Raw genomic sequence first — 23,872 nt, 5'->3', positions numbered from 1 at the left:
GGGCGGCACTGCGCTAATCTGCGCGACATGACCGACCGGAAACCCCGTTACCGCACCTATACCAGCCCCGCAGGCGGTTGGGGCGCCGCCGCTGCGACGGCAAAGGTGCTGATGGAACAGAGCGTCGTCGGCAAGGGATCGCGCGCGCTGCTCGCGATGAACCAGCCCGGCGGGTTCAAATGCCCCAGCTGCGCCTTTCCCGATGCGACCTGCACCAAGAAGCTGGAATTCTGCGAAAATGGCGCCAAGGCGCTCGCGCATGAAGCGACCAAGTTTCGCGTGACGCGCGATTTTTTTGCCCAGCACAGCGTGTCCGATCTGATGCAGCAATCGGACTATTGGCTCGAGATGCAGGGGCGGCTGACCGAACCGATGCGCTATGATGCGGCGACCGATCATTATGTGCCGGTCAGCTGGGATGATGCCTTTGCGCTCGTCGGTCGTCATCTGCGCGCCCTCGATAGCCCGCACCAGGCCGAATTCTACACCTCGGGCCGCACCGCGAACGAGACGGCGTTCCTCTATTCGATCTTTGTGCGCGAGTTCGGGACGAACAATTTTCCCGACTGTTCGAACATGTGCCACGAACCGACGAGCCGCGGCCTGCCGCCCGCGATCGGCATCGGCAAGGGGACGGTGGTCCTCGACGATTTCGAACATGCCGAGGCAATCTTCCTGATCGGCCACAATGCCGGGACCAATGCGCCGCGGATGATGACCCCGCTCGTCGAGGCGCGCAAACGCGGGGTGCCGATCGTCGCGGTCAACCCGATGCCCGAGCGCGCGCTGATCCAATTCACCGAGCCGCAGGACATCGTCCAGATGGCGACGCTGGGATCGACTGCGATCACCAGCGAGTTCGTCCATATCCGGATCGGCGGCGACCTTGCTCTGCTCAAGGGCATGATGAAGGTCATGTTCGAACGCGAGGCGGCGGGCGAGGCCATATTCGACCACGCTTTCATCGCCGAACATACGTCGGGTTTCGGCGCGCTGCAGGCCGACATCGATGCGCAGCAATGGCCCGATCTTGTCGCTGCGGCGGGGATCGACGAGGCGCAGATCCGGCGCTGCGCCGACATCTACAGTCGCTCGAACGCGACGATCATCTGCTATGGCATGGGGGTGACCCAGCATCAGCAGGGGTCGCAGCTGGTGCAGCAGATCGCCAACCTGCTGCTGCTCAAGGGCAATTTCGGCAAGCCGGGGGCGGGCATTTCGCCGATCCGCGGCCATTCGAATGTCCAGGGCGACCGCACCGTCGGTATCGACGAGAAACCGAGCGCGGCCTATCTCGACAAGGTGCGCGACGTCTTCGACTTCGAGCCGCCGCGCGACCACGGCCACCACACCGTCGAATCGATCGAGGCAATGCTGGAGGGCACCGCCAAGGTATTCGTCGGCCTTGGCGGCAATTTTGTCCGCGCCGTCCCCGACACCGACCGCGCCTATGATGCGATGCGCCAGCTCGACCTGACCGTCGGGATCGCGACCAAGCTCAACCGCGGTCATCTGGTGCATGGCAAGGACGCGCTGATCCTGCCCGTCATCGCGCGCTCCGAACGGATCGAGACCGCGGCGGGCGAACAGTTTGTCACTATCGAGGATTCGATGTCGAACGTCACCGCCTCGCGCGGCGTCCTCGACCCGGCGAGCGAGCACCTGCTGCCCGAAACCGAGATCGTCTGCCGCATGGCGATGGCGACTTTGCAAGACAGCAAGGTCGATTGGGCCAGCTACATCGACGATTACGGCCTGATCCGCGACAGGATCGCCGCGGTCTATCCCGCGCTTTACGCCGATTTTGGTGAGCGGATCAAAGCGCCGCAAGGCTTCCACCTCGATATCCCGCCGCGCCGCCGCGCGTGGGCGACCCCCAACGGCAAGGCGAATTTCCTCATCCTGCCCGGGCTGGCGGTCAACGCGCCGGTGGATGATCCGGCGATGCTGCGGCTCGCCACCGTGCGCTCGCACGATCAGTTCAACACGACGATCTATAGCTACAACGACCGCTATCGCGGAGTTTATAACGACCGGATGGTGCTGTTCATGAACGCCGAAGACATCGCCGATCGCGGGCTGGAGGCGGGCGCGAAGGTCGCGCTCGAAACCTTCAGCGACGACGGCGCCCGACGCCGGGTCGAGGGGCTGACGATCATCGACTATCCGATGTCGCGGGGGTCGGTCGCGGGCTATTACCCCGAGCTCAACCCGCTGCTCCCGCTCGGCTTTTATGACAAGACGAGCGGTTGCCCGGCGGCCAAGGCGATCCCGGTGCGCGTTGTGGCGATGGCGACGGTGGTTTAGCGCCGGTGCTTTTCGGAGCACATCGGGATACGGATATGCGATGTTGAACCGTAGCCCTGAGCCTGTCGAAGGGTGCTTATCGGTGAAGCGCCCTTCGACAGGCTCAGGGCTACGGTAATGGATGCTCCCGCGTACTCCAGCCCGCTTCGCCCGCGAGCCGCGCCAGATCGTCGGTGCTGTTGATGTTGGGCGGCGCCAAATCGATCGCGACCGCGCGCGCGCCGATGCGCCGGGCAAAGGCGCGCACCGCAAGGTCGCTTTCGTCCTCGAGCATCGCCTGTAGCGGGGCCAGCGACGCGACCGGCCACAGCCCGATCACCGGCTGGCTGTCGAGAAACGCCGGAGCGGGTTTGAGCCGCGCGCGGAGGTCGGGCGGCAGGCGCACGCAATCGACCGGGACGGTTAGCAACTGGTCGAACCCCCGCTCCGCTGCATGGATCAGCGCCCCCGCAATCCCGCCGAGTGGCCCCATGTCGGCGCGCGGCCAATCGGCGATCTCGCCACGCCCGACAACGACCACCGCATCGCAATGCGGGCCGAGCGCCGCCGTCGCATGGTCGAGCAGGGTCCGTCCGCCCAGCATCGCGAGCGCCTTGTCCGACCCGAAGCGGCGCGACCGCCCGCCCGCCAGCACCGCGCCCAGCGTCCTCACGCGATCATCCCGCGCGCATCGCTGACCACCAGCGCTGCATCGGGGCGCGCCAGCGCGACCAGCGTCAGCCCCGCCTGCGCGGCGCGCTGTGCCGCCAGGCTCGTCGGCGCCGAGATGGTGACCAGCATCGGACAGCCCGCGCGCACCGTCTTTTCGACGAGCTCGTAACTGCACCGCGCCGACAACAGGAAGAAGCCCGCCGCCGGGTCGATCTCCGCGCGCGCCAGCGCTCCGATCAGCTTGTCGAGCGCGTTGTGCCGTCCGACGTCTTCGCGCACCAACCGGATCTCGCCGGTCGGCGAGCAGAAGGCGGCGGCATGGACCGCGCCCGTTGCGCGCGCGAGCGGCTGATGCTCGCCGAGCGCTGCCAACGCGGCTGCGATCGCGCTACGGTCAGTGGCGATCCGCGCGGTGACGAGGGGCAGCGGGCGCAGCACTTCCGCGATATTCTCGATCCCGCATAGCCCACAGCTGCTCTCGCTCACCCGCTGGCGCGCGCGCTCGATCGCAATCGCCCTGCGCTCGGGCGGCACCCAGAGGCGCAGCGCCCAGCCGCCCTCGACCGGATGGACGTCGATGCGCTCGACCTGATAGGGCGCCGCGACCAGGCCTTCGCTCAGCGCAAAGCCGATCGCATAATCCTCCAGGTCGCCGGGGGTCGCCATCATCACCGCATAACCGATGCCGCCAACCTCGATCGACACCGGCGCCTCGACCGCGATGTTGCGGACAAGCGCCGCGTCGCCCGACTCGGCCAGCCCCAGCTTGCGGACCGGCATGTCGATCATATGGTGCGGGTTGGCGGCGCGATCATCGTGACTCATCATGCCATGATAGCCGATCGTGTTCAGCCTGTCCCGGTCCGGGCGACCCGTTCGGACGGGACAGGCTTAGATCGACAAGGGGGAGGGGAAACCTTGCCGATATGGCGACGTCGCTGGCGGCGGATCAGCCCCGCTTCACATCGTCCAGCGAGGCGCCGAAATTGATGTGATAGACCTGCCCGTCGACGACCAGCGCGGGCACCGACACGACCCCCGCCGCTTCGGCCTCGCCGATCCGGCCCGGCGCGTCGGCGAAATTGACGATCTCCGCGTTGAAGCGCGCGGGATCGAGCGCGTGGGCCAGACCCTGCTCGGCATCGACGCAGACCGGGCACCCGGCGTGATAGAAAATGGCTTTGGACAACATGGTCATTCTCCTTGCTTCGAATCGGTATCGACTCGATACAATATGAATGACGCCATCGCCGCGGCTTGCCAAGATGGTATTTAGTCGATACTAAATTTCCATGGACCGGGCCGCCGACCTTCTGACGCGCTTCAGCCGCATCGTCGCCGCGGACGGTTATGACCGCGGGTTACAGCCTGTGCAGTGGCAGGCGCTCTTGTTTCTGCGATCGGCGAACCGCTTCTCGCGGACGCCAAAGGCACTCACGGCGTGGCTCGGCCAGACGAAGGGCAGCGTGTCGCAGACGCTCGCGGCGCTCGAGAAAAAGGGGCTCGTCGCGCGTCGCGCCGATCCTGATGACCAGCGCGTGGTGCGGCTCGGGCTGACTGAGGCGGGTGCCGAACTTGTTGCGGGGCCACCACGCGCGTTCGCGGCGCAGATGCTCGACCATCTGACGGCGGTGCAGCGCAACAGCTTTGCGGCGCTCGTCGAACAGATGCTGCGCGCCGAGCTCGTGCGGTCGGGCGGGCGCCCATTCGGCCTCTGCCGCGATTGCCGTCATTTCGAGCGGGACGCGTGCGGGCAGGGACTGCACCGCTGCCGCTTGCTCGACGTCGCGCTGAGCGAGGCCGACAGCGCCCTCGTCTGTATCGAACAGGAGGCTGCATGAAGACCGAAATCCTCGCGGTACTCACAGGCAAGGCGATCCCCTTTCGCGGCGACGAACCGAGCGCGATTGCCAAGCTGCCGGTAGCCGACGCAGTCGCGGTCGGGCCGCTGGGGCTGGCAGGCGACGAGCAGGCCGATCGCAGCGTCCACGGCGGCATCGACAAGGCGATCCACCATTATCCCGCCGACCATTATGACTGGTGGCGCGGCCATCTGGGCGATGCCCGCTTGCTCGACGCGCCCGGCGCGTTCGGCGAGAATATCTCGACCACCGGGCTCGACGAAAACAGCGTCTTCCTGGGCGACCGCTTCCGCCTCGGAAGTGCGCTCGTCGAGGTAACGCAGGCGCGTCAGCCATGCTGGAAACTCGACCATCGCTTCGGCGCGAAGGGGGTGATGGCCGCGGTGGTCCAGACGCGGCGGTCAGGCTGGTCTTACCGCGTGCTCGAACCCGGCACGGTGCGCGCGGGTGATGATCTGGAACTTGTCGAGCGCCCCTGGCCCGACTGGCCGCTCGCATCGCTGTTCGGCTTGCTGATCGGCGGCGAGGCGAAGGACCGCCCGGCCGACCTCCGCGCGCTCCGCGACGTGCCGGTCCTCGCCGAAACATGGAAAGTCCGCCGCGCCAAGCTCGCTGCACAGTTCGGCGCCGACTAGTTCAGGGCATCGGGGCGGTCATCGCAAAGCGCTTGGGCGGCAATCCGACATGGCGGGTAAAGGCCGTGCTGAATGCGCTCGCCGACCCATAGCCCACCCGTTCGGCGATCTCGTCGAGCTTGCCGACGCGGCGGCGAAGCAGATCCTTGGCGAGGTTCATCCGCCAGCCCTGCAGATACTCCATCGGCGGTACGCCGACAGTGCGCGAGAAACGCTCGAAAAAGGCCGAGCGTGACAGCGCGGCTTCCTTCGCGAGCGCCGCGACCGTCCAGGACCGCGCGGGCGCGCCGTGAATCTGCCGGATCGCCGCCGCCAGCCGCGGATCGGCGAGACCGCGCAACAGCCCCGGCGGCGCATCGTCGGCCTCGACCGATCGCAGCGCCTCGACGATCAGAACCTCGACCAGCCGCGACAGGATCAGGTCGCATCCGGGACGTTCGTCGCCCGCCTCCTCGCGCACCAGCCGTACCAGTGTCGCCAGCCGGTCGGCGCCGCGGAGGTGGATGAGCGCGGGAAGCTGCGACAAGAGCAATGCGGCATCGGGCGATTCGAACATGAAATATCCGCCGATCATCTTCACATCGGGCGCGCCCTCCTGCTGACCGTGGCGTGCCTCGGCGGTCAGGTCCGCCGCCGCGTGCGGATCGATCTCGATCGGCTCGGCGGACTCGAATCCTCCCATCGTGAAGCCCGGCGTCGCGGGCAGGAACACAAAATCGCCCGCCTCGATGATCACCGGATCGGCCCCATCGACCGACAGGCGGCAGGCGCCCTCGATCACCGTGCAGAACCCCGGATGCCCGAAATCGCCATAGCGCACCGCCCAGCGACCGGCGCCGCTGATCGCTTTCGCAAACACCGCGCGCGGGCGCAGCAGCGCGATCAGGTCGGACAAAGGATCGGCCATATGGACTATCTCGAATAAAATATGGATTTCAGATTATAGATAGTCCGACGTGCGCCGTCTAGCTTCCTTTCATCACCCACGAAAGGAACATGTATGAAAACGATCCTCATCACCGGCTGCTCGTCAGGTTATGGTCTGGAAATCGCGCGTCACTTCCACGCACTCGGCTGGAATGTGGTCGCGACGATGCGCAATCCCTCCGCGGCACCTTTGACACCGTCCGAGCGCCTGCGCATCCTTGCCCTCGACGTCTCCGATCCCGACAGCATCGCGCTCGCGCTCGAACTGGCGGGCCCGATCGACGTCCTCGTCAACAACGCCGGGATCGGCCTGTTCGGCGCGCTCGAACATTCGCCGATGGCGAAGATCCGCGACGTCTATGCCACCAACACGCTGGGCATCATCGCGATGACGCAGGCGGTGATTCCTCAGTTTCGCGCGCGCCGGTCGGGGATCATCGTCAATGTGACGTCGTCGGCGACGCTCGCGCCGTTCCCGCTCGCCGCCGCCTATACGGGCAGCAAGACCGCCATCCAGGGTTTCACGGGATCGCTCGCGCACGAACTGGCGCCGCTGGGGATCGCGGTAAAACTGGTCGAGCCCGGCTATGGCCCGACGACGGCCTTTGCGCAGAACACCGACATCCGTCTCGCCGATGTGCTGCCCGAACCATATGGCAGCTATGCCGCGCCGATCCTCGCCGCCATGGCGAACCCGGCGTTGATCACGACCGAGGCCGATGTCGCCGAGGCGGTCTGGCGGGCGGTTCACGACCAGTCGGGGCAGGCGCATTTTCCGGCGGGCGCCGACGCGGTGGCGCTGGCTGCAAGTTAAGCGTCACGCGGTCAGCCTTGGGCTGGCTGACCGGCAGGGCGTCGGGCCGCAAGCCAGTCAGCCAGGCGTTCGACGTCTGCAGGACCGAAATGCAGTCCCAGCTTGCTGCGCCGCCACAAGATGTCGCACGCCGTCTGCGCCCATTCCTGATCGACCAACCACGTGGCCTCGGCGACGCTCAGCCCGTGGGCGATTTCGCCGCCGAGCGCGTCCCAGCTGTCGGCGTCGCCCAGCCAGCGGCGCGCGTCGGTGCCATAGGCCTTGACGATGCGGTCGACGGTGTCGGCGCTGAGGAAGGGATGGGCGAGCTTGATCTCCGCCTTGAGCGCCGCGGCGCCGGTGACCGGGAAATCGCCGCCTGGTAGCGGTGCCTTCGCGGTCCAGCGCTTGCCGGTCAGTACCGCGACATGGCCCGTCAGTTCATCGACGGCGGCTTCGGCAACATGGCGATAGCTGGTGATCTTGCCGCCGTAGATGGTGAGCAGCGGCGCGCCTTCGGCAAGGTCGAGGTCGATGCGGTAACCGCGCGTTGCCGCCTCGGGCCGCCCCGACCCGTCCTCGATCAGCGGCCGCACCCCCGAATAGGTCCACACAACGTCGGCGGGGGTGATGGCTTCGCGGAAATAGAGGCTCGCGCCTTCGCGCAGATAGGCGATTTCCTCGTCGCTCGCGCGCGCCTCGCTCGCCGGTCCATCATGATCGACGTCGGTCGTGCCGATCAGGGTGAAGTCGCGCTCATAGGGAATGGCGAAAAAGATGCGGCCATCGGGGAGCTGGAAGAAATAGGCATATTCGTGCCGGAACAATCGCCGCACGACGATGTGCGACCCGCGCACCAGCCGCATCGCATGATCGGGCTCGGCATCGGCGCGCTTCAGCAGGTCGAGCACCGCCGGCCCCGCGGCGTTGACGATCGCGCGCCCGTTGAAGCGATATTGATGCCCATTGGCGCAGCTCGCCTCGACCACCCACAGCCCATCCTCGCAGCGCAGCATGTCGGCGCGGGTGCGGGTGCGGACCTTGGCGCCGTGCGCGGCGGCGTCGCGCGCGTTCAGCACCACCAGCCGTGCATCGTCGACCCAGCCGTCCGAATATTCGAAGCCGCGTTCATATTGCGGCTGCAACGCTTCGCCCGCGGCATGGCGGCGGAGGTTGATCGAGCGCGTCGCGGGCAATTTCTTGCGCCCGCCGATATGGTCATAGAGGAACAGCCCGAGCCGCAGCAGCCAGCGCGGACGCAGCCCCGGCCGGTGCGGCAATACAAAGCGCAGCGGCCAGATGATGTGCGGCGCGATCCCCCACAAGGTCTCGCGCTCTTTCAATGCTTCGCGCACCAGCCCGAACTCATAATGCTCCAGATACCGCAGCCCGCCGTGGATCAGCTTGGTCGATGCCGACGAGGTACCCTGCGCCAGATCGCCCGCCTCGAGCAGCAACACCCGCGCCCCGCGCCCCGCGGCATCGCGCGCGACCCCGGCGCCGTTGACACCGCCGCCGATGATGATGACGTCATAGGGCTGGGCGCTGTCGGGCATGGCGATCTTCCTAAGACAGACGGGCTGGTCTTGCCAAGCGGCGCCGTCGATGCAGGGGGTCATCGACCAAGCTGGACAGCGGCGCGCTCCGGGGCAAAGGTCGCCGTGGATGAGGGCAGGAGGAGGGGATCATGCAGCGATTATCGAAACGGTGGAGCGGGTGCGCCATGGCCATGGCAGGGCTGTTCGCCGTGGTCGCAAGCACCCCGACGGCGGCGCGGCAAGCGATGCTCGATCCGGCGGTGCTGGAGGAATATATCGCCTTCCTGTCGCTGCCCAACGACGCCGCGAACCCCGCCGACGCGCTCGCCAACGCGCGCTTCGTTCAGGCGATGATGCAGCGGCGCGGGATCGCGTCCGAACTGCTCTACGACCCCGACCGCAAGGCGCCGCCTGCGGTGTTCGGCGAGATCAAAACCCCGGGCGCGACCCGCACGATCGTCTTTTACGCCCATTATGACGGCCAGCCGGTGGTACCCGAACGCTGGGCGCCGGGGCTGTCGCCCTTTCGCCCGACCGCGATCTCGCGCCCGATCGAACAGGGCGGCGCGGTGCTGGGTCCATGGTCGCCCGGTGCGAACTTTCCGACCGGCTGGCGGCTCGCGGCGCGCAGCGCCGCCGACGACAAGGCGGGGGTGATGGTCGCGCTCAACGCCTTTCGGGACGCGACCGGCACCGCCGCGCGGCTGGGCGTCAATGTGAAATTCTTTTTCGAGGGCGAAGAGGAAAAGGGCTCGCCCAACCTCCGCGCGATCCTGCACGCGCATAGCGAAAAGCTGGAAAGCGACCTCTGGGTCATGGTTGACGGCCCGCGGCATACCGCGGGTTATCGCGCGATGGTGCTGGGGGTGCGCGGCGTGGTCGATGTCGGCATCACCGTGTACGGCGCCAATCGGCCGCTGCACGCGGGCAATTATGGCAATTGGGCGCCGAACCCGGCGCTGCGCCTGTCGGCGTTGCTGGGCAGCCTGAAGGATGCCGACGGGCGCATCCTGATCCCCGGCTTCTACGACGACGCGGTCCCCGCGACCGCCGCCGAACGCGCCGAAATCGCCAAGGCGCCGTCGATGGACGCGACGCGGCAGAGCCTGGGAATTGCGCGGACGCAGGGCGGCGGCAAGCTGCACGGCGAGCTGGTGCTGCTGCCGGGGATCGAGATCACCGGGCTGCGCGCAGGCGCCACCGACGCGCGCGCCGCCAACGTCATCCCGACCGAGGCCGAGGCGCGGCTCGACATGCGGCTGGTCAAGGGCGACCGCATCGACCGCCAGCTCGCGCGGCTGGTGCGCTTTGTCGAAGCGCAGGGCTATCTGGTCCTCGATCGCACCCCGACCGCAGAGGAGCGGCTGGCTCATCCGCTGATCGCCAAAATCACCTCGGGCTTTGGTTATGAAGCGCAGCGCACCTCGCTCGACGAACCGATGGTGACACGGGTCAAGCAGCTGCTCGAACGCGCGTCGCCCGACCGGCTGGTCGTCGTGCCGTCGACCGGCGGCAGCCTGCCGCTGTCGCTGTTCGCGCACGAGCTCGGCGCGCCGATGGTGACGATCCCCGTCGTCAACGCCGACAACAATCAGCATGGCGAAAACGAAAATGTCGATCCGGCGTTCCTCGCCGAAGGGATCCTCAACATTCGCGCAATCATGGAGGATGATTTTTCGGGCCGGTGACCCATGCGACCTTCAATCGGCAAAGCTATGCAGCCTACGTATGCGCGTTGCAATCATGACGCGGCTCCGCCATTTCCAGTGATGGATATCCAAGGGGATTGGCGTGAGCGTGAAAGTCGAAACATTGATATTGTTCGGCGCGACGGGCGATTTGGCGCAGCGCATGCTGTTCCCTTCGCTTTACAATCTCCACGTCGATGGCCTGCTTGCCGACGCGCTGACGATCGTCGCGTCGGGGCGGTCGCAGATGGACCGCGCGGCGTGCCACGCGATGGTGCGCAAGGCGCTGACCGATCATCTCGCCGACGATCGCCTCGATGACGAACAGATCAGCGGTTTTCTCGATCGGATCGACTATTGCCCGGTCGATGCGGGCGCGGGCGCGGGTTACGACGATCTCGCGGCGATGCTCGGCGACCGGATCGGGCGTCCGATCGGCGCCTATCTTTCGACCCCGCCGTCGATGTTCGGCCCAATCGCGCAGGGGTTGAAAAGCGCAGGGATCGCCTGCGCCGAATGCCGCATCGCGATGGAAAAGCCGATCGGCCACGACCTGGCCTCGTCGCTCGAAGTCAACGAACAGGTCGGCGACGCCTTTGCCGAGGACCGGGTGTTCCGCATCGACCATTATCTTGGCAAGGAAACGGTGCAGAATCTGCTCGCGCTGCGCTTTGCCAATATGTTGTTCGAGCCTTTGTGGAACGCGCAGGCGATCGACCATGTCCAGATCACCGTCGCCGAGACCGTCGGCCTCGAAGGCCGCGTCTCCTATTATGACGGGGTCGGCGCGCTCAAGGACATGGTGCAGAACCATATACTGCAATTGCTCGCGATCATCGCGATGGAACCGCCCGCGAGCGTTAGCGCGACGGCGGTGCGCGACGAAAAGGTCAAGCTGCTGCGGAGCCTCCGCAAACTGACCGCCGAGGATGTGAAGGCGCACAGCGTCAAGGGTCAGTATAGCAGCGGTGCGGTCAACGGCGGCGCGGTCACCGGCTATGCCGACGAGCTCGGCCAGCCGTCGAACACCGAAACCTTCGTCGCGATCAAGGCTTTCATCGACAATTGGCGGTGGAAAGGCGTGCCCTTTTACCTGCGCACCGGTAAGCGCATGCCCGAGCGCAAGTCGGAGGTGCTGATCCAGTTCAAGCCCGTCCCGCACAATATCTTCGCGCGCGTCGGCGCGGGCAAGCTCGACGCGAACAGCATGATCATCAATCTCCAGCCCGAGGAAAATATCCGGGTCAAGGTGATGGCGAAACAGCCGGGGCTCGACCGCGACGGGGTCAAGCTGAAAGAGGTGACGATGGACGTCTCGCTCTCACACAGCTTTGCCGGCGAGCGGCGGCGGATTGCGTACGAACGGCTGTTGCTCGACTTCATCGAGGGCGACCAGACGCTTTTCGTACGCCGCGACGAGGTGGAGGCACAGTGGCAATGGATCGATTCGATCCGCGACGCGTGGGCGGCGGTCGATATGGCGCCGCAAAGCTACACCGCGGGCAGCTGGGGGCCGTCGAGCGCGATCGCGTTGATCGAACGCGACGGGGCGAGCTGGCATGATTGAGGGCATAAATCCCCTCTCCCCTTGTGGGAGAGGGTTGCGCAGACTTGCCAGCTTGCTGGCTAGTCGAAGCTGGGTGAGGGGTATGCGCTCGCATGGCGAGCGCGCGAGCCTCTGGCTCGCAACCCCTCATCCAACTACGCCTAGGCGCTTCGCGCCAAGGCTTCGTATCCTTCTCCCACAAGGGGAGAAGGGATCGGGTATCACAATATGACCTCCCTCCACCCCACCATCGCCGCCGTCACCGACCGCATCATCGCCCGCAGCGCCCAGCGCCGCGCCGCCTATTTGGGCCTCATGGACCGCCAGCGCGAGGCCGGGACCAACCGCGGCAACCTCTCCTGCGGCAACCTCGCGCACGGCTTCGCCGCTGCGGGCGACGACAAGCCCGTCATCCGCACCGGCGCCGCGATGAACATCGGCATCGTCACCAGTTACAACGACATGCTCTCGGCGCATCAGCCCTACGGCCGCTACCCCGAACAGATCAAACTGTTCGCGCGCGAAGTCGGCGCCACCGCGCAGGTCGCGGGCGGGGTTCCCGCGATGTGCGACGGGGTGACGCAGGGGCAGGCGGGCATGGACCTGTCGCTGTTCAGCCGCGACAATATCGCGCAGGGGACGGTGATCGCGCTCAGCCATGCGATGTTCGAGAGCGCCTTGCTGCTCGGCATTTGCGACAAGATCGTCCCCGGCCTCTTGATCGGCGCGCTGCGTTTCGGCCACCTTCCGCAGATATTGATCCCCGCCGGACCGATGCCCTCGGGCCTCGCGAACAAGGAAAAACAGCGCGTCCGCCAGCTCTATGCCGAGGGCAAGGCGAGCCGCGACGAACTGCTCGAAGCGGAGGCGGCGAGCTATCACGGCGCGGGCACCTGCACCTTCTACGGCACCGCGAACAGCAACCAGATGATGATGGAACTGATGGGGCTGCACATCCCCGGCAGCGCCTTCACCAACCCTGGGACAAAATTGCGCCAGGAGTTGACCCGCGCCGCGACGCACCGGGTCGCCGAAATCGGCTGGGACGGCGACGATTACCGTCCGCTCGCGCGCTGCATCGACGAAAAGGCGATCGTCAACGCCGCGATCGGCCTGCTCGCGACCGGCGGCTCGACCAACCATGCGATCCATCTGCCCGCGATCGCGCGCGCGGCGGGGATCATCATCGACTGGCAGGATTTCGATGAACTGAGCCACGCGGTGCCGCTGCTCGCGCGCGTCTATCCGAACGGCGCGGGCGACGTGAACAATTTCCATGCGGCGGGCGGCATCGGTTATGTCGTGCGGGAGTTGCTCGATGCCGGGTTGCTGCATGGCGACGTGCTGACCGTCGGCGGTACAATGGCCGACTATGCCGCCGAGCCCGTGCTGGTCGAGGATGAGCTTCGCTGGCAGGCTGCGCCCGCGACAAGCCGCGACGACACGATGCTGCGCCCGGTCGCCACGCCTTTCTCGCCCGACGGCGGGATGCGGCTGCTCGCGGGCAACCTTGGCCGCGCGATCATCAAGACCAGCGCGGTCGCCGAGGACCGCTGGACGATCGAGGCGCCGTGCCGGATCTTCGACAATCAGGACGCGGTGCTGGCCGCCTTCAAGGCAGGCGAACTCGAACGCGACGTTGTTGTCGTCGTGCGCTTTCAGGGGCCGCGTGCGAACGGGATGCCCGAATTGCACAAGCTGACCCCGGCGCTCGGCGTACTCCAGGACCGCGGCTTCCGCGTCGCGCTGCTCACCGATGGTCGCATGTCGGGGGCGAGCGGCAAAGTGCCCGCGGTGATCCACCTCTCACCCGAAGCCTTGCCCGGCGCCGACGGGGTGAGCGGTCCGCTCGCCTTCCTTACCGACGGCGATATCGTCCGCGTCTGCGCGCGCCAGGGCGAGGTGCTGGCGCTGGTCGATCCCGCCATCTGGGCGGCGCGCTCGCCCGCCGTCGCCCCGCCGCCCGCGCTCGGCGTCGGGCGCGAGCTGTTTGCGCTGTTCCGCCACCACGCCGACGAAGCCGAAAAGGGCGGGTCGGCGGTGCTGGCGGCGATGGAGGCGGTTACCGGCTAACCCCTGATCCGTTCGTGCTGAGCTTGTCGAAGCACCGTCCTTTTCTTTCGACGCCGCAAAGAAAGAACGGCCCTTCGACAAGCTCAGGGCGAACGGAGTTTAGAGTTTCGAACGGAGTATTTATGCCAGACCAATCCATCGACCAGATCATGGCGCTCGCCCCCGTCATCCCGGTGATCGTCATCGACCGGGTCGAGGACGCGGTGCCGATGGCTGAGGCGCTCGTTGCGGGCGGCCTGCCCGTGCTCGAAGTCACGCTGCGCACCCCCGCCGCGCTCGACGCGCTGACCGCGATGAAAGCCGTCAAAGGCGCAGTGGTCGGCGCAGGCACCGTGCTCAACCCCGCGATGCTCACCGCCGCCATCCACGCGGGCGCCGAATTCATTGTGTCGCCCGGGCTCACCGACAATCTCGGCAAGGCCGCGGTCGCTAGCGGCATCCCCTTCCTGCCCGGCACCGCCAATGCGGGTGACATCATGCGCGGCATGGATATGGGCCTCGACCGCTTCAAATTCTTCCCCGCGGCAACCAGCGGCGGCATCCCGGCGCTGAAGGCGCTCGCAGGTCCGTTCGGCCAAGCGCGCTTCTGCCCGACCGGCGGCATCACGCTGGCGACCGCGCCCGACTGGCTCGCGCTCGATGCGGTGCGCTGCGTCGGCGGCAGCTGGGTGGTTCCGTCGGGCCCACTCGACCCGGCGCGGGTCGAGGCGCTGGCGCGCGAAGCGGCGGCGCTCGCTCGCTAGCCGTCGCCCCCGCGCAGGCGGAGGCCACTGACGGTTTATTCAACTACGCAGCATAAGGCCGATAACGGCCCCCGCCTGCGCGGGGGCGACGAATTGGGCGCCATTGATAAACGCCATCTTTACTGCCATCGTGCAGGGAAAGGCGGCAATATAGCCGCCCGTGGGGAGATGCGCGTGCCAAGACCGCAGCCGCATTTGGAAGAAGTGCTCGCGTCCGAACCCGGATCGCATATCGCCGCATTGTTCGATTTCGACGGCACCATCATCTCGGGCTACTCCGCCACCGCGATGCTGCGCGAAAAATTCCAGCGCCGCGAAATGTCGGTCGAGGAAATCGCCGAGACCGCGCAGGTCATCGCGCAGCACAGCCTTGGCACGATCGGCTTTTCCGGCCTGATGTCGGGCGCCGCCAAATTCATGAAGGGCGTCGACGAGGAAAGCTTCATCGAGTTCGGCGAAGAACTCTATAAAAAGCACATCGCCCGCAAAATCTATCCCGAAACCCGCGCGATCATCGAAGCGCATCAGGCGAAGGGTCACCGCGTCGCGATCATCTCGTCGGCGACGATCTACCAGATCGAACCGACCGCGCGCGACCTTGGCATCACCGACATCAAATGCTCGGCCTATGAGATCGAGGATGGGGTGTTCACCGGCGACATCATCCGCCCCTTGTGCTTCGGCGAGGGCAAGGTGCTCGCCGCCGAGGAACTGGCCGCCGAATATGGCCTCGATCTCGACCAGAGCTTTTTCTATTCGGACAGCGACGACGATATCGAATTGCTCGAACGCGTCGGCAAGCCGCGCCCGCTTAACCCGAACCTCAAACTCAAGGCGATCGCCGAGGAAAATGGCTGGCCGGTGCAGCGTTTCGCCAGCCGCGGCACGCCGTCGTGGGTCGACTATACGCGCACCATCTACGCCACCGGCTCGCTCGTCGGCGCCTTTGCCGCGGGCCTCCCGATCTGGGCGCTCACCCGTTCGCAGCGCGAGGCGGCGAATTTCTCGATCGGGCTGTTCGGCGATTTCGCGACCGCGATCACCGGGGTCGAGCTGGAGGTCGAGGACGAGAAACATCTCTGGTCGTCGCGCCCCTGCGTCTTCATCTTCAACCACCAGAGCAAGGCCGATGTGATGATCCTTGCCAAGCTCATCCGCCGCGACATGGGCGGGGTGGGCAAGAAAGAGATCAAGGACATCCCCATCCTCGGCAAGCTGATGGAATGGGGCGGCACCGTCTTCGTCGACCGCGCCGACGGCAAGAGCGCGATCAAGGCGATGGAACCTCTGGTCGACGCGATCAAGGTCGAGGGCAAGTCGATCTGCATCTCGCCCGAGGGCACGCGCAGTCTGACGCCGAAGCTCGAACCGTTCAAGAAGGGCGCCTTCCATTTGGCGATGCAGGCGGGCGTCCCCATCGTCCCGATCGTGATCCATAACGCCACCGACGTCGCGCCCAAGAACGAGTTTGTGATGCGCCCCGCAACGGTGCGCGTCACCGTGCTGCCGCCGGTCGACACATCGGGGTGGCGCCCGCGGACGATCAACAACCATGTCCGCGACGTGCGCAACATGTTCCTGCGCACACTCGGCCAGCCTGAGGAAAGCGTGGCGGAATCGGTGGCGAAGGAACCGGCGCCCGAAGCGGCGGCGCCCGAGGACAAGCCGGCAAAGCCGAAACCCAAGAAGGCGGCGGCGAAAGAACCCGCCGCCAAGAAAAAGGCAGCGCCGGCAAAGGCGACGGCCAAGAAAGCCTCCCCGCGAAAGGGAAGGGCAGCCTAACGCATGGCCGACGGATCCGCCCGCACCCCGATGATTACGGAGGACGCGGCCGACCGGCTCTACATCATTGACGCGCGCCACGGGGTCGAGCGGCAATTGTTGCTCGACTGGATCCATTCCACCGCGGCCGACAATGACCCCCAATGGGCCAGTCTCGCGATCGAGGATGACGATCATGCGCTACCGCTCGAAACGCTTCGCGCGCGGCTCGGCGGGCTGCCGTCCCGGCAGGTCGTGCCGCTCCGCGTCGCATGGCGCATCCCCGGCTTCGACAAGGACCGCGCGCTCAAATTCCGCCACATCTTGTTCGGCGACCCGCGTCACCCGGGGTCGCTGCGCGCGCGGCTGATCCTGCTCCGCGACCGTCGCCGCGCGCAGATATTGGTTGGCGAGGCGGCGACGCTCGACGCGCTCCGCGACCGCTTCACGGCGCAGACCGGCGGCGGCGACGGTGCGGGCTGCGACAGCGCCGAATTTGCCGCCTTCGTCGCGCGGCAGGCGTCGCTCGCGCTCGACGTGGCCGAACGCGGCATCCGCGGCACGCGCTACAAGGTGCCGCGGTTCGTCGCCGACGGCCTGCGCACCAGTCCCAAGTTCCGCGCCGCGCTCGCCGATCTCGCCGAAGCGAGCGGGCGTCCGGTCGCCGACCTGTTCCGCGAAGCGCGCCCGTTGATGAAGGAAGTCATCGCGCGGCCCAGCGCGCTGTTTCTCGACCTCCGCGCCCGGCTCGACCGGATGATGTTCGGCGGCTACGCGCCCGAGATGGAGGTCGACGCCGCGGAACTGGCGCGGTTGCGCGCGATCCTGCGCGAGCATCCGACCGCGATCCTGTTCACCCACAAGACCTATATCGACGGCGCGACGCCCAGCCGCCTCACCTACGAAAACGACATGCCAATGCTGCACAGCTTTGGCGGCGCCAATCTCGACTTCGCGGTGATGGGCGAATTTTTCCGCCGCTCGGGCATGATCTTCATCCGCCGCAGTTTTCAGGACCAGCCGGTCTATAAACTCGTCCTGCGCCACTATATCGCCTGGCTGCTCGCCAAGCGCTTCCCTTTGAGCTGGGCGTTCGAGGGTACCCGCTCGCGCCTCGGCAAGCTGATGCCGCCAAAGTACGGCCTGATGAAATATGTCCTCGACGCGGCGCATGCGACCGGCACGCGCGGGGTGCATTTTGTCCCCTTCGTCACCAGCTTCGACCTCATTCGCGATGTCGAGGAATATGCGGCGGAACAGACCGGCCGTAACAAGAAGCCCGAAAGCCTGTCGTGGTTCATCGGCTATATGAAAAGCCTGAAGGAGCCCTCGGGCCGCATCCGGCTCGACATCGGCAACCCGGTGGTGATCGATACCGCCCCCGGTCCCGATGACAAGCGCGCGCTGGAGAGGATCGCCTTTGCCGTCGCGGTCGAAGCGAACCGCGTCACCCCGCTCACCGTCACCTCGGTGATGTGCCTGATCCTGCTCGGCATGGCGCCGCGCGGGGCGACCGCCGCCGAACTGCTCGGCGCGATCGCCGCGCTCAAGGACTGGGCGCGCGCCCGCGGCATCCGGATCAGCAGCGAACTCGGCAGCGGCGACGACGCCGCGCTCTCGGCCACCGTCGACACGCTCGTCACCAGCGGGTTGCTGACGCGGTACGAGGCGGGCAGCGAAAACATCTATTCGATCGACCCCGCCAAACATCCGATGGCGAGCTATTACCGCAACATCATCGCGCATCATTTCCTCGACCGCGCGATGATCGAACTCGCGCTGTTCGAGCTGCGCGATGCCGACAGCGGCGATGCGACGGCGGCCTTTTGGGACAAGATCGATCGCCTCCGCGACCTGTTCAAATTCGAATTTTTCTATCCTCCGCGCGACGAGCATATGGCCGCGCTGCGCGCCGAACTCGAACGCATCGACCCGGTGTGGGACCGCCGCCTTGCCAGCGGCGACCGCGGCATCGCGCAACTGCTCCGCCGCTGCCAGCCGGTCGTCGGTCACGCGATCCTGCTGCCGTTCGCCGAGGCCTATTCAGTCGTCGCTGACCTGCTCGCGCGGGCGCGACCCGGCGAGGTGGTCGATGAAAAGGCCTTGCTCGACGCCGCGCTGACCGAGGGCAAGCAGGCTTATCTGCTGCGCCGGATCAGCAGCGAGGCGGCGATCGGCAAATTGCTCTTCGCCAACGGCCTGTCGCTGATGCGCCATATGGGGCTGGCCGAGGAAGCGACGCCTGAAATTCTTGCCCAGCGCCGCGCGCTGCTCGCGGAACTGCGCGGGCTGGCGAACGTGATGGAAGCGATGCGACTGTCGACGGTGGCTCTCGCCGATCGACTTCCCGGTTCAGGAGGATAACATGCTCAAACAGCTCAGCGCGCAGGACGCCCAGTTCCTCTACACCCAGACCGCGAACAACCTCACCCACATCATGGGCGTCTATATCTACGACCCGTCGACCGCGCCGGGCGGCTTCGTGCGCTTCAAGGACATCATCCGCCACGTCGAAAGCCGCGTGAATACTTCGCCCGTGTTCAAGCGCCGCCTGCACCGCCTGCCGTTCGATATGGACCATCCCTATTGGGTCGAGGACGAGCATTTCGATATCGAGGCGCATATGAGCCACGCGCGACTGCCCGAACCCGGCGACTGGCGGCAATTCTGCATCGCCACCGCGCGCTATTTTTCCAAACCGATGGATATGAACCGCCCGCTGTGGGACATTTACATCATCGAGGGGCTCGACCGGATTCCGGGCATCCCGAAGGGCAGCTTTGCGATGCTCCACCGCGTCCACCACGCCGCGGCCGACGGCGCCTCGGGCGCGCACGCCTTCATCGCGATGAGCGACATCGATGCCAAGGGCACGCCCGCGATTCCCGAACCGCCCCCGGTCGAGGATCTCGGCGATCCGCCGTCGAGCGCCGAGACGCTGTCGCGCGCTTGGTCCGCATCGCTGCAATCGCCGGTCAAGTTCATGAACGCGCTGATGAAGATGTCGCCCGCGATCATCTCGTCGGCGCGCAAGGCGATCGAGGGCGGGATGACCGCGGGGGTTCCCGAAACGCGCTTCAACACTGCTGTCGGCCCGCACAAGATGTTCGACGGCACCTCGGTCGCGCTGTCCGACGTCGCGCTGGTGCGCCAGAAGGTGCCGGGCGCGACGGTCAATGATGTGGTGCTGACCACGGTGGGCGGCGCGCTGCGCAAATATCTGGCGAAGCACAAGGAATTGCCCAAGGAAAGCCTGGTCGCGGTCGCCCCGATCAACCTGCGCGGCAAGGACAAGGGCGCCGGAAAGGCCTCGACCCCCGGCAATCAGGTGTCGGCGATGAGCGTTCCGGTCCGCACCGACATCGCCGACCCGCTCGCGCGGCTTGCGGCGATCCGCGACTATACGGTCGAAGCGAAGGAGGCGAAGGCGGGAGTCAGCGCGCGGATCATGACCGACCTGTCGCAACATATTCCGGGCGCGACGATGGCCGCGGTGGCGCGGCTCGTCACCAGCGAGCGCTTTGCGGTGCGCGGTACCAACCTCTTCATCTCGAACGTCCCCGGCGCGCAGGTGCCGCTCTATCTGGCGGGCGCGCAGCTGGTGATGCAGCACGGCATGGCGCCGCTCGCGAACAATATGGGGCTGTTCGTCGCGACCCCCAGCTATAACGGTCGCATCGCCTTTTCGATTATCTGCGAACGCGCGATCATGCCCGACATCGCTTTTTTCCGCACCTGTATCGACGAAAGTTTCGCCGAATTGATGGCGGCGGTGCCCAAGCCCGAAAAGCCGAAAGCCGCTACGGCAACGCCGAAACCGGCGGCCAAGGCGACACCAAAACCCAAGGCAAAGCCGAAGGCCGTCCCGAAACCTGCCGCCAAACCTCGGGCGAAACCGGTTGCCAAAGGCAACGCAACCGGCAAGACTCGCAAAAAATAACCATGTTCTGCAGGACGACTAGATGCTTTTCACCCCGACGCTCAGCGCCGACCGCGATCTCGTGACCGCGTCCGATTACACCGCCTGGGCCAAGGCCGCGCGCGAGCATGACAAGAAATCGGGAATGCAGGCGTGGCGCGACGCCGACGAAAGCAAGCATTTCGACTATAAGGCGATCCGCGCCCGGCTCGAAAAATTGCGCAAGCTGTCGGCGGCGGGCGACGTCAAAGGGCTGCTGTTTGTCCTTAACGAGGGCATCCACGGCAATATCGACGGCATGGGCCACGAACGCCTTTATCAAAAGGCGCGGTTCGGCACCAAGAAGCTGATCGAGGATTATGTCGCCGAGGTTGTCGCCTCGCTCGACAAGATCGCCGCCGCGCGCAGCATCGGCAAAGAGGAAAAGCGCGATTTCTTCCGCCGCGCCCAGCATTGCTACGGTCGCTCGGCGCTATTGCTCTCGGGTTCGGGCAGTTTCCTCTTCTTTCACATCGGGGTCGTGAAGGCGCTCTGGTCCGAAGGCGTCTTGCCCGCGATCATGTCGGGCGCCAGCGGCGGGTCGATCGTCGCCGCGGTCGTCTGCACCCGCAAGGATGCCGACATCGGCGCCTTCCTCGAAAGCGATCGCCTCGCCAACCCCGATCGCGACAGCGACGGGCGTCGCCTCGCCTCCGACGAGGTGCGCGACCGGCTCGCCGACCTGATCCCCGACCTGACCTTTCAGGAAGCGTTTGAGATCAGCGGCCGCCACCTCAACGTCTCGGTCGCGCCCGCCGAAAAGCATCAGAATGGCCGCCTGCTCAACGCGATCACCGCCCCCAATGTGCTGATCCGCGAAGCGGTGCTGGCATCCTGCGCGGTCCCCGGCGTCTTTCCGCCGGTCATGCTGATGGCGCGGGACGACAGCGGCGCGCGCGTTCCCTATCAGCCCGACCGGCGCTGGGTTGATGGATCGGTAACCCACGATATCCCGACCAAGCGGCTCGAACGCCTCTATGGCGTGAACCATCATATCGTCAGCCAGGCGAACCCGATCGCGTTGCCCTTCGCCACCGACACGCGCAAGCAGATGGCGCCGATCGAGGCGATCCAGCATGCGTCGATGGCGACCTTCAAGGCGTGGCTCAACGCCAATATGATCATCTTCCAGAAACCGCTCGAATGGGTGCCGCCGCTCAACAGCATCGCCAATATGGCGCGTTCGGTGATCAATCAGGAATATACCGGCGACATCAACATCATCCGCCCGCCCAAATTCTGGTCGCCGACGAAAATCCTGTCCGACCTGGCGCAGGACGACATCGACGAGCTGATCGACACCGGCGAACGCACCGCCTGGCCCAAGGTCGAAATGGTCCGCACCCAGACCGCGATCAGCCGCGCGCTCGAAGGCATATTGGCGCGGATCGACCGTGCGGGCGACGATGGCCCCGGCCATCGCAGCACCGCCGCGCTGAAGAAAGTGGTGCGCTGACCATGACGGCGGGCGCGGTCATTTTACCCGCCGAATCCGCCGTTGCAGGCGCCCGGCTCCATGTCACCCATTGGCTGCCCGCAGCCCGGCCCAAGGCCGTTGTGCTGCTAGCGCACGGCTATGCCGAACATGCCGGGCGCTACGCGCATGTCGCGAAGCGGCTGACCGACGCGGGCTATGCCGTCTATGCGATCGACCATTGGGGGCATGGCCAATCGCACGGGGAGGGCGGTTATGTCCCGCGCTTTTCGGCCTTCACCGACGGCATGGCCGAGCTGCTGACGCTCGTCGAGGTCAACCACGGCGACGCCCCGCGGCTGCTCCTCGGCCACAGCATGGGTGGGCTGATTTCGACCCTGTTCCTGATTGAGCGGCAGCAGGCGTTCGCCGCCGCCGCGCTTTCCGGCCCCGCGATCGTCCCTGCCGCGCCGCCCTCGCGCTTCACCGTCTGGATCAGCCGCTTCCTGTCGCGCTTCTTCCCGCGCCTCGGTGTGCTGTCCTTGGACGCCAACGGCGTCAGCCGCGATCCCGCGGTCGTCGCAAACTATCTCGCCGACCCGCTCGTCTATACGGGCAAGATCGGCGCTCGACTGGGGCGCGAGTTCATGGATGCGATGGCCGCAGCGCAGGCGGGCGCTCCCAGAATCACGCTGCCGATCCTGCTCCAGCACGGCAGCGCCGACAGCCTCGCGTCGCCCGCGGGCTCACAATATCTGTTCGACCATGTCGCCTCAGCGGACAAGGCGCTGAAAATCTACCCCGGCCTGTTCCACGAAATTTACAACGAGCCGGAACAAGATACGGTGCTGAACGATTTGATCGCCTGGTTCGACGCGCAAGTGGCAAAAGCGTGAACCAATTTTAAATTCCGTACGTGTCGAGCGAAGTCGAGACACCCCGCAGGGCAGCGCCAAGCTGATGGGCATCTCGACTTCGCTCGATGCGAACGGAAAGTGAGAATCGAGTTCCAGACCATGAAAACCCTCCTCATCCTCCTCTTCGCGCCCATCATTGCGCTGACGCTGATGTATTTCGTCTTCCCCGGCCGCCTCGTCGCGCTCGGGCGCGCGCTGCTGCGTCAGCGCGGGCGGATGGTGCAGAAAAGTGTCATCGTCGACGGGCGCAACTGGCCCTATCTGGAGGGCGGCGACCCCGCGAAACCCTTGCTCCTCCTCGTCCACGGCTTTGCCGGCGACAAGGATAACTGGTCGATGATCGCGCCGTATCTGACGCGCGACTATCATGTCATCGCCCCCGACCTGCCCGGCTTCGGCGAGAATGAGCGCAATCCCGACCTTGCCTATGACCTCGGCGCGCAAACCGCGCGGCTCAAGCAATTCGCCGACACACTCGGCCTTAACCGCCCGCATATCGGGGGCAACAGCATGGGCGGCTGGATCGCGCTGCGCTATGCGATCGACTATCCAGACGCGCTCGCCAGCCTGATCCTGCTCAACAACGCCGGGGTCAACGGCGCCAACGAAAGCGACCTCCAGAAACAGGCGGCCGACGAAACCTATAATCCGCTCGTCCTTGCGGGGCTCGAGGATGCCGATCGGCTGGTAAGCATGGTCGTGCACAAACCGCCTTATATCCCCGCGCGGCTCAAACCCGTGCTCTACGCCGACGCGCTCAAATATCGCGACCAGCTCGACACCATCTTTTGGGTCATCGCCACCGAGGGCCGCGACCAGCCGCTCAACGACCGGCTGGGCGAGGTCAAGGTGCCAACGCTGATCATCTGGGGCCGCCACGACCGCCTGCTCGACGTCAGCTGCGTCGCCGTGCTTGAAGCGGGGATCGCGGGCAGCCAGAGCCATATCTTCGAACATGTCGGCCACGTCCCGATGATCGAGGATCCCAAGGCGACGGCGGCGGTGATGAAGGGCTTCCTTGCCAAGCACTGAAACTGCCGCCACTCTCCCCCAAAAACA

At 66.0% G+C, this 23,872-nt stretch carries 19 protein-coding genes; 14 read left to right on the top strand and 5 right to left on the bottom strand.

The features are described 5' to 3' along the window. Positions 1 to 27 precede the first annotated feature (27 nt). Entirely contained in the window at positions 28 to 2,307 is a 2,280-nt protein-coding gene (locus tag SPYCW_RS13540) for an FdhF/YdeP family oxidoreductase (protein WP_120217215.1), read from the top strand. A 109-nt stretch (positions 2,308 to 2,416) separates the two neighbouring features. On the opposite strand, the gene mobA is transcribed toward SPYCW_RS13540, so the two are convergent. The 3 genes from mobA to SPYCW_RS13525 form a co-directional block, all read right to left on the bottom strand. Then, the gene (gene mobA / locus SPYCW_RS13535) at positions 2,417 to 2,959 is read right to left on the bottom strand and encodes a molybdenum cofactor guanylyltransferase (protein ID WP_120217214.1); all 543 of its coding nucleotides are present in this window, start codon (positions 2,957 to 2,959) and stop codon (positions 2,417 to 2,419) included. Beyond that, entirely contained in the window at positions 2,956 to 3,747 is a 792-nt protein-coding gene (gene fdhD / locus SPYCW_RS13530; protein ID WP_120218307.1) for a formate dehydrogenase accessory sulfurtransferase FdhD, read from the bottom strand. The genes mobA and fdhD overlap by 4 nt, the downstream gene beginning before the upstream one ends. Before the next feature lie 160 nt (positions 3,748 to 3,907). Further along, positions 3,908 to 4,150, bottom strand: coding sequence for a thioredoxin family protein (locus SPYCW_RS13525; RefSeq protein WP_120218306.1), 243 nt, complete (start codon positions 4,148 to 4,150; stop codon positions 3,908 to 3,910). Between the two features lie 100 nt (positions 4,151 to 4,250). Between SPYCW_RS13525 and SPYCW_RS13520 the strand changes: the two genes are divergently transcribed. Then, the gene (locus SPYCW_RS13520) at positions 4,251 to 4,799 is read left to right on the top strand and encodes a MarR family winged helix-turn-helix transcriptional regulator (RefSeq protein WP_120217213.1); all 549 of its coding nucleotides are present in this window, start codon (positions 4,251 to 4,253) and stop codon (positions 4,797 to 4,799) included. Continuing rightward, a complete protein-coding gene (locus tag SPYCW_RS13515; RefSeq protein ID WP_120217212.1) occupies positions 4,796 to 5,455 on the top strand; it encodes an MOSC domain-containing protein in 660 nt (219 codons plus the stop codon). Before SPYCW_RS13520 ends, SPYCW_RS13515 begins: the two co-directional genes overlap by 4 nt. 1 nt (position 5,456) lies before the next feature. Here the strand turns inward: SPYCW_RS13515 and SPYCW_RS13510 are convergent, their stop codons facing one another. Further along, positions 5,457 to 6,362 carry an AraC family transcriptional regulator gene (locus SPYCW_RS13510; protein WP_120217211.1) on the bottom strand — a complete coding sequence of 302 codons (906 nt, stop codon included), beginning with the start codon at positions 6,360 to 6,362 and terminating at the stop codon, positions 5,457 to 5,459. A gap of 93 nt (positions 6,363 to 6,455) precedes the next feature. Here SPYCW_RS13510 and SPYCW_RS13505 point away from each other — a divergent pair, with 93 nt between their 5' ends. Next, positions 6,456 to 7,196 carry an SDR family oxidoreductase gene (locus SPYCW_RS13505; protein WP_120217210.1) on the top strand — a complete coding sequence of 247 codons (741 nt, stop codon included), beginning with the start codon at positions 6,456 to 6,458 and terminating at the stop codon, positions 7,194 to 7,196. Positions 7,197 to 7,207: 11 nt separating this feature from the next. On the opposite strand, the gene glpD is transcribed toward SPYCW_RS13505, so the two are convergent. Further along, the gene (gene glpD / locus SPYCW_RS13500) at positions 7,208 to 8,731 is read right to left on the bottom strand and encodes a glycerol-3-phosphate dehydrogenase (protein ID WP_120217209.1); all 1,524 of its coding nucleotides are present in this window, start codon (positions 8,729 to 8,731) and stop codon (positions 7,208 to 7,210) included. A gap of 131 nt (positions 8,732 to 8,862) precedes the next feature. Between glpD and SPYCW_RS13495 the strand changes: the two genes are divergently transcribed. The 10 genes from SPYCW_RS13495 (at position 8,863) to SPYCW_RS13450 (ending at position 23,845) form a co-directional block, all read left to right on the top strand. Beyond that, positions 8,863 to 10,401, top strand: coding sequence for a M20/M25/M40 family metallo-hydrolase (locus tag SPYCW_RS13495; RefSeq protein ID WP_120217208.1), 1,539 nt, complete (start codon positions 8,863 to 8,865; stop codon positions 10,399 to 10,401). Between the two features lie 163 nt (positions 10,402 to 10,564). Next, complete coding sequence (gene zwf, locus SPYCW_RS13490) at positions 10,565 to 11,968, top strand: glucose-6-phosphate dehydrogenase (protein ID WP_232014936.1); 1,404 nt, start codon at positions 10,565 to 10,567, stop codon at positions 11,966 to 11,968. A 207-nt stretch (positions 11,969 to 12,175) separates the two neighbouring features. Next, positions 12,176 to 14,020 (top strand): phosphogluconate dehydratase, encoded by a 1,845-nt coding sequence (gene edd, locus SPYCW_RS13485; RefSeq protein ID WP_120217206.1) that lies wholly within the window; start codon positions 12,176 to 12,178, stop codon positions 14,018 to 14,020. A 122-nt stretch (positions 14,021 to 14,142) separates the two neighbouring features. Beyond that, positions 14,143 to 14,763, top strand: a complete 621-nt coding sequence (gene eda / locus SPYCW_RS13480) for a bifunctional 4-hydroxy-2-oxoglutarate aldolase/2-dehydro-3-deoxy-phosphogluconate aldolase (protein ID WP_120217205.1) — start codon at positions 14,143 to 14,145, stop codon at positions 14,761 to 14,763. Between the two features lie 168 nt (positions 14,764 to 14,931). Beyond that, positions 14,932 to 16,545 (top strand): HAD-IB family hydrolase, encoded by a 1,614-nt coding sequence (locus tag SPYCW_RS13475; protein ID WP_120217204.1) that lies wholly within the window; start codon positions 14,932 to 14,934, stop codon positions 16,543 to 16,545. Positions 16,546 to 16,548: 3 nt separating this feature from the next. Next, positions 16,549 to 18,888, top strand: a complete 2,340-nt coding sequence (locus tag SPYCW_RS13470) for a glycerol-3-phosphate 1-O-acyltransferase (RefSeq protein WP_120217203.1) — start codon at positions 16,549 to 16,551, stop codon at positions 18,886 to 18,888. Between the two features lies 1 nt (position 18,889). Then, a complete protein-coding gene (locus SPYCW_RS13465; RefSeq protein ID WP_120217202.1) occupies positions 18,890 to 20,464 on the top strand; it encodes a wax ester/triacylglycerol synthase family O-acyltransferase in 1,575 nt (524 codons plus the stop codon). Positions 20,465 to 20,486: 22 nt separating this feature from the next. Further along, the gene (locus SPYCW_RS13460; protein WP_120217201.1) at positions 20,487 to 21,938 is read left to right on the top strand and encodes a DUF3336 domain-containing protein; all 1,452 of its coding nucleotides are present in this window, start codon (positions 20,487 to 20,489) and stop codon (positions 21,936 to 21,938) included. A 2-nt stretch (positions 21,939 to 21,940) separates the two neighbouring features. Beyond that, positions 21,941 to 22,792 carry an alpha/beta hydrolase gene (locus tag SPYCW_RS13455; protein ID WP_120217200.1) on the top strand — a complete coding sequence of 284 codons (852 nt, stop codon included), beginning with the start codon at positions 21,941 to 21,943 and terminating at the stop codon, positions 22,790 to 22,792. 120 nt (positions 22,793 to 22,912) lie between these two features. Further along, entirely contained in the window at positions 22,913 to 23,845 is a 933-nt protein-coding gene (locus SPYCW_RS13450; protein ID WP_120217199.1) for an alpha/beta fold hydrolase, read from the top strand. The last annotated feature ends 27 nt before the right edge of the window (positions 23,846 to 23,872 follow it).

The sequence above is a fragment of the Sphingopyxis sp. EG6 genome, from assembly GCF_003609815.1.
Taxonomy (GTDB): domain Bacteria; phylum Pseudomonadota; class Alphaproteobacteria; order Sphingomonadales; family Sphingomonadaceae; genus Sphingopyxis.
This window is presented reverse-complemented; position numbering and strand designations above follow the sequence as displayed.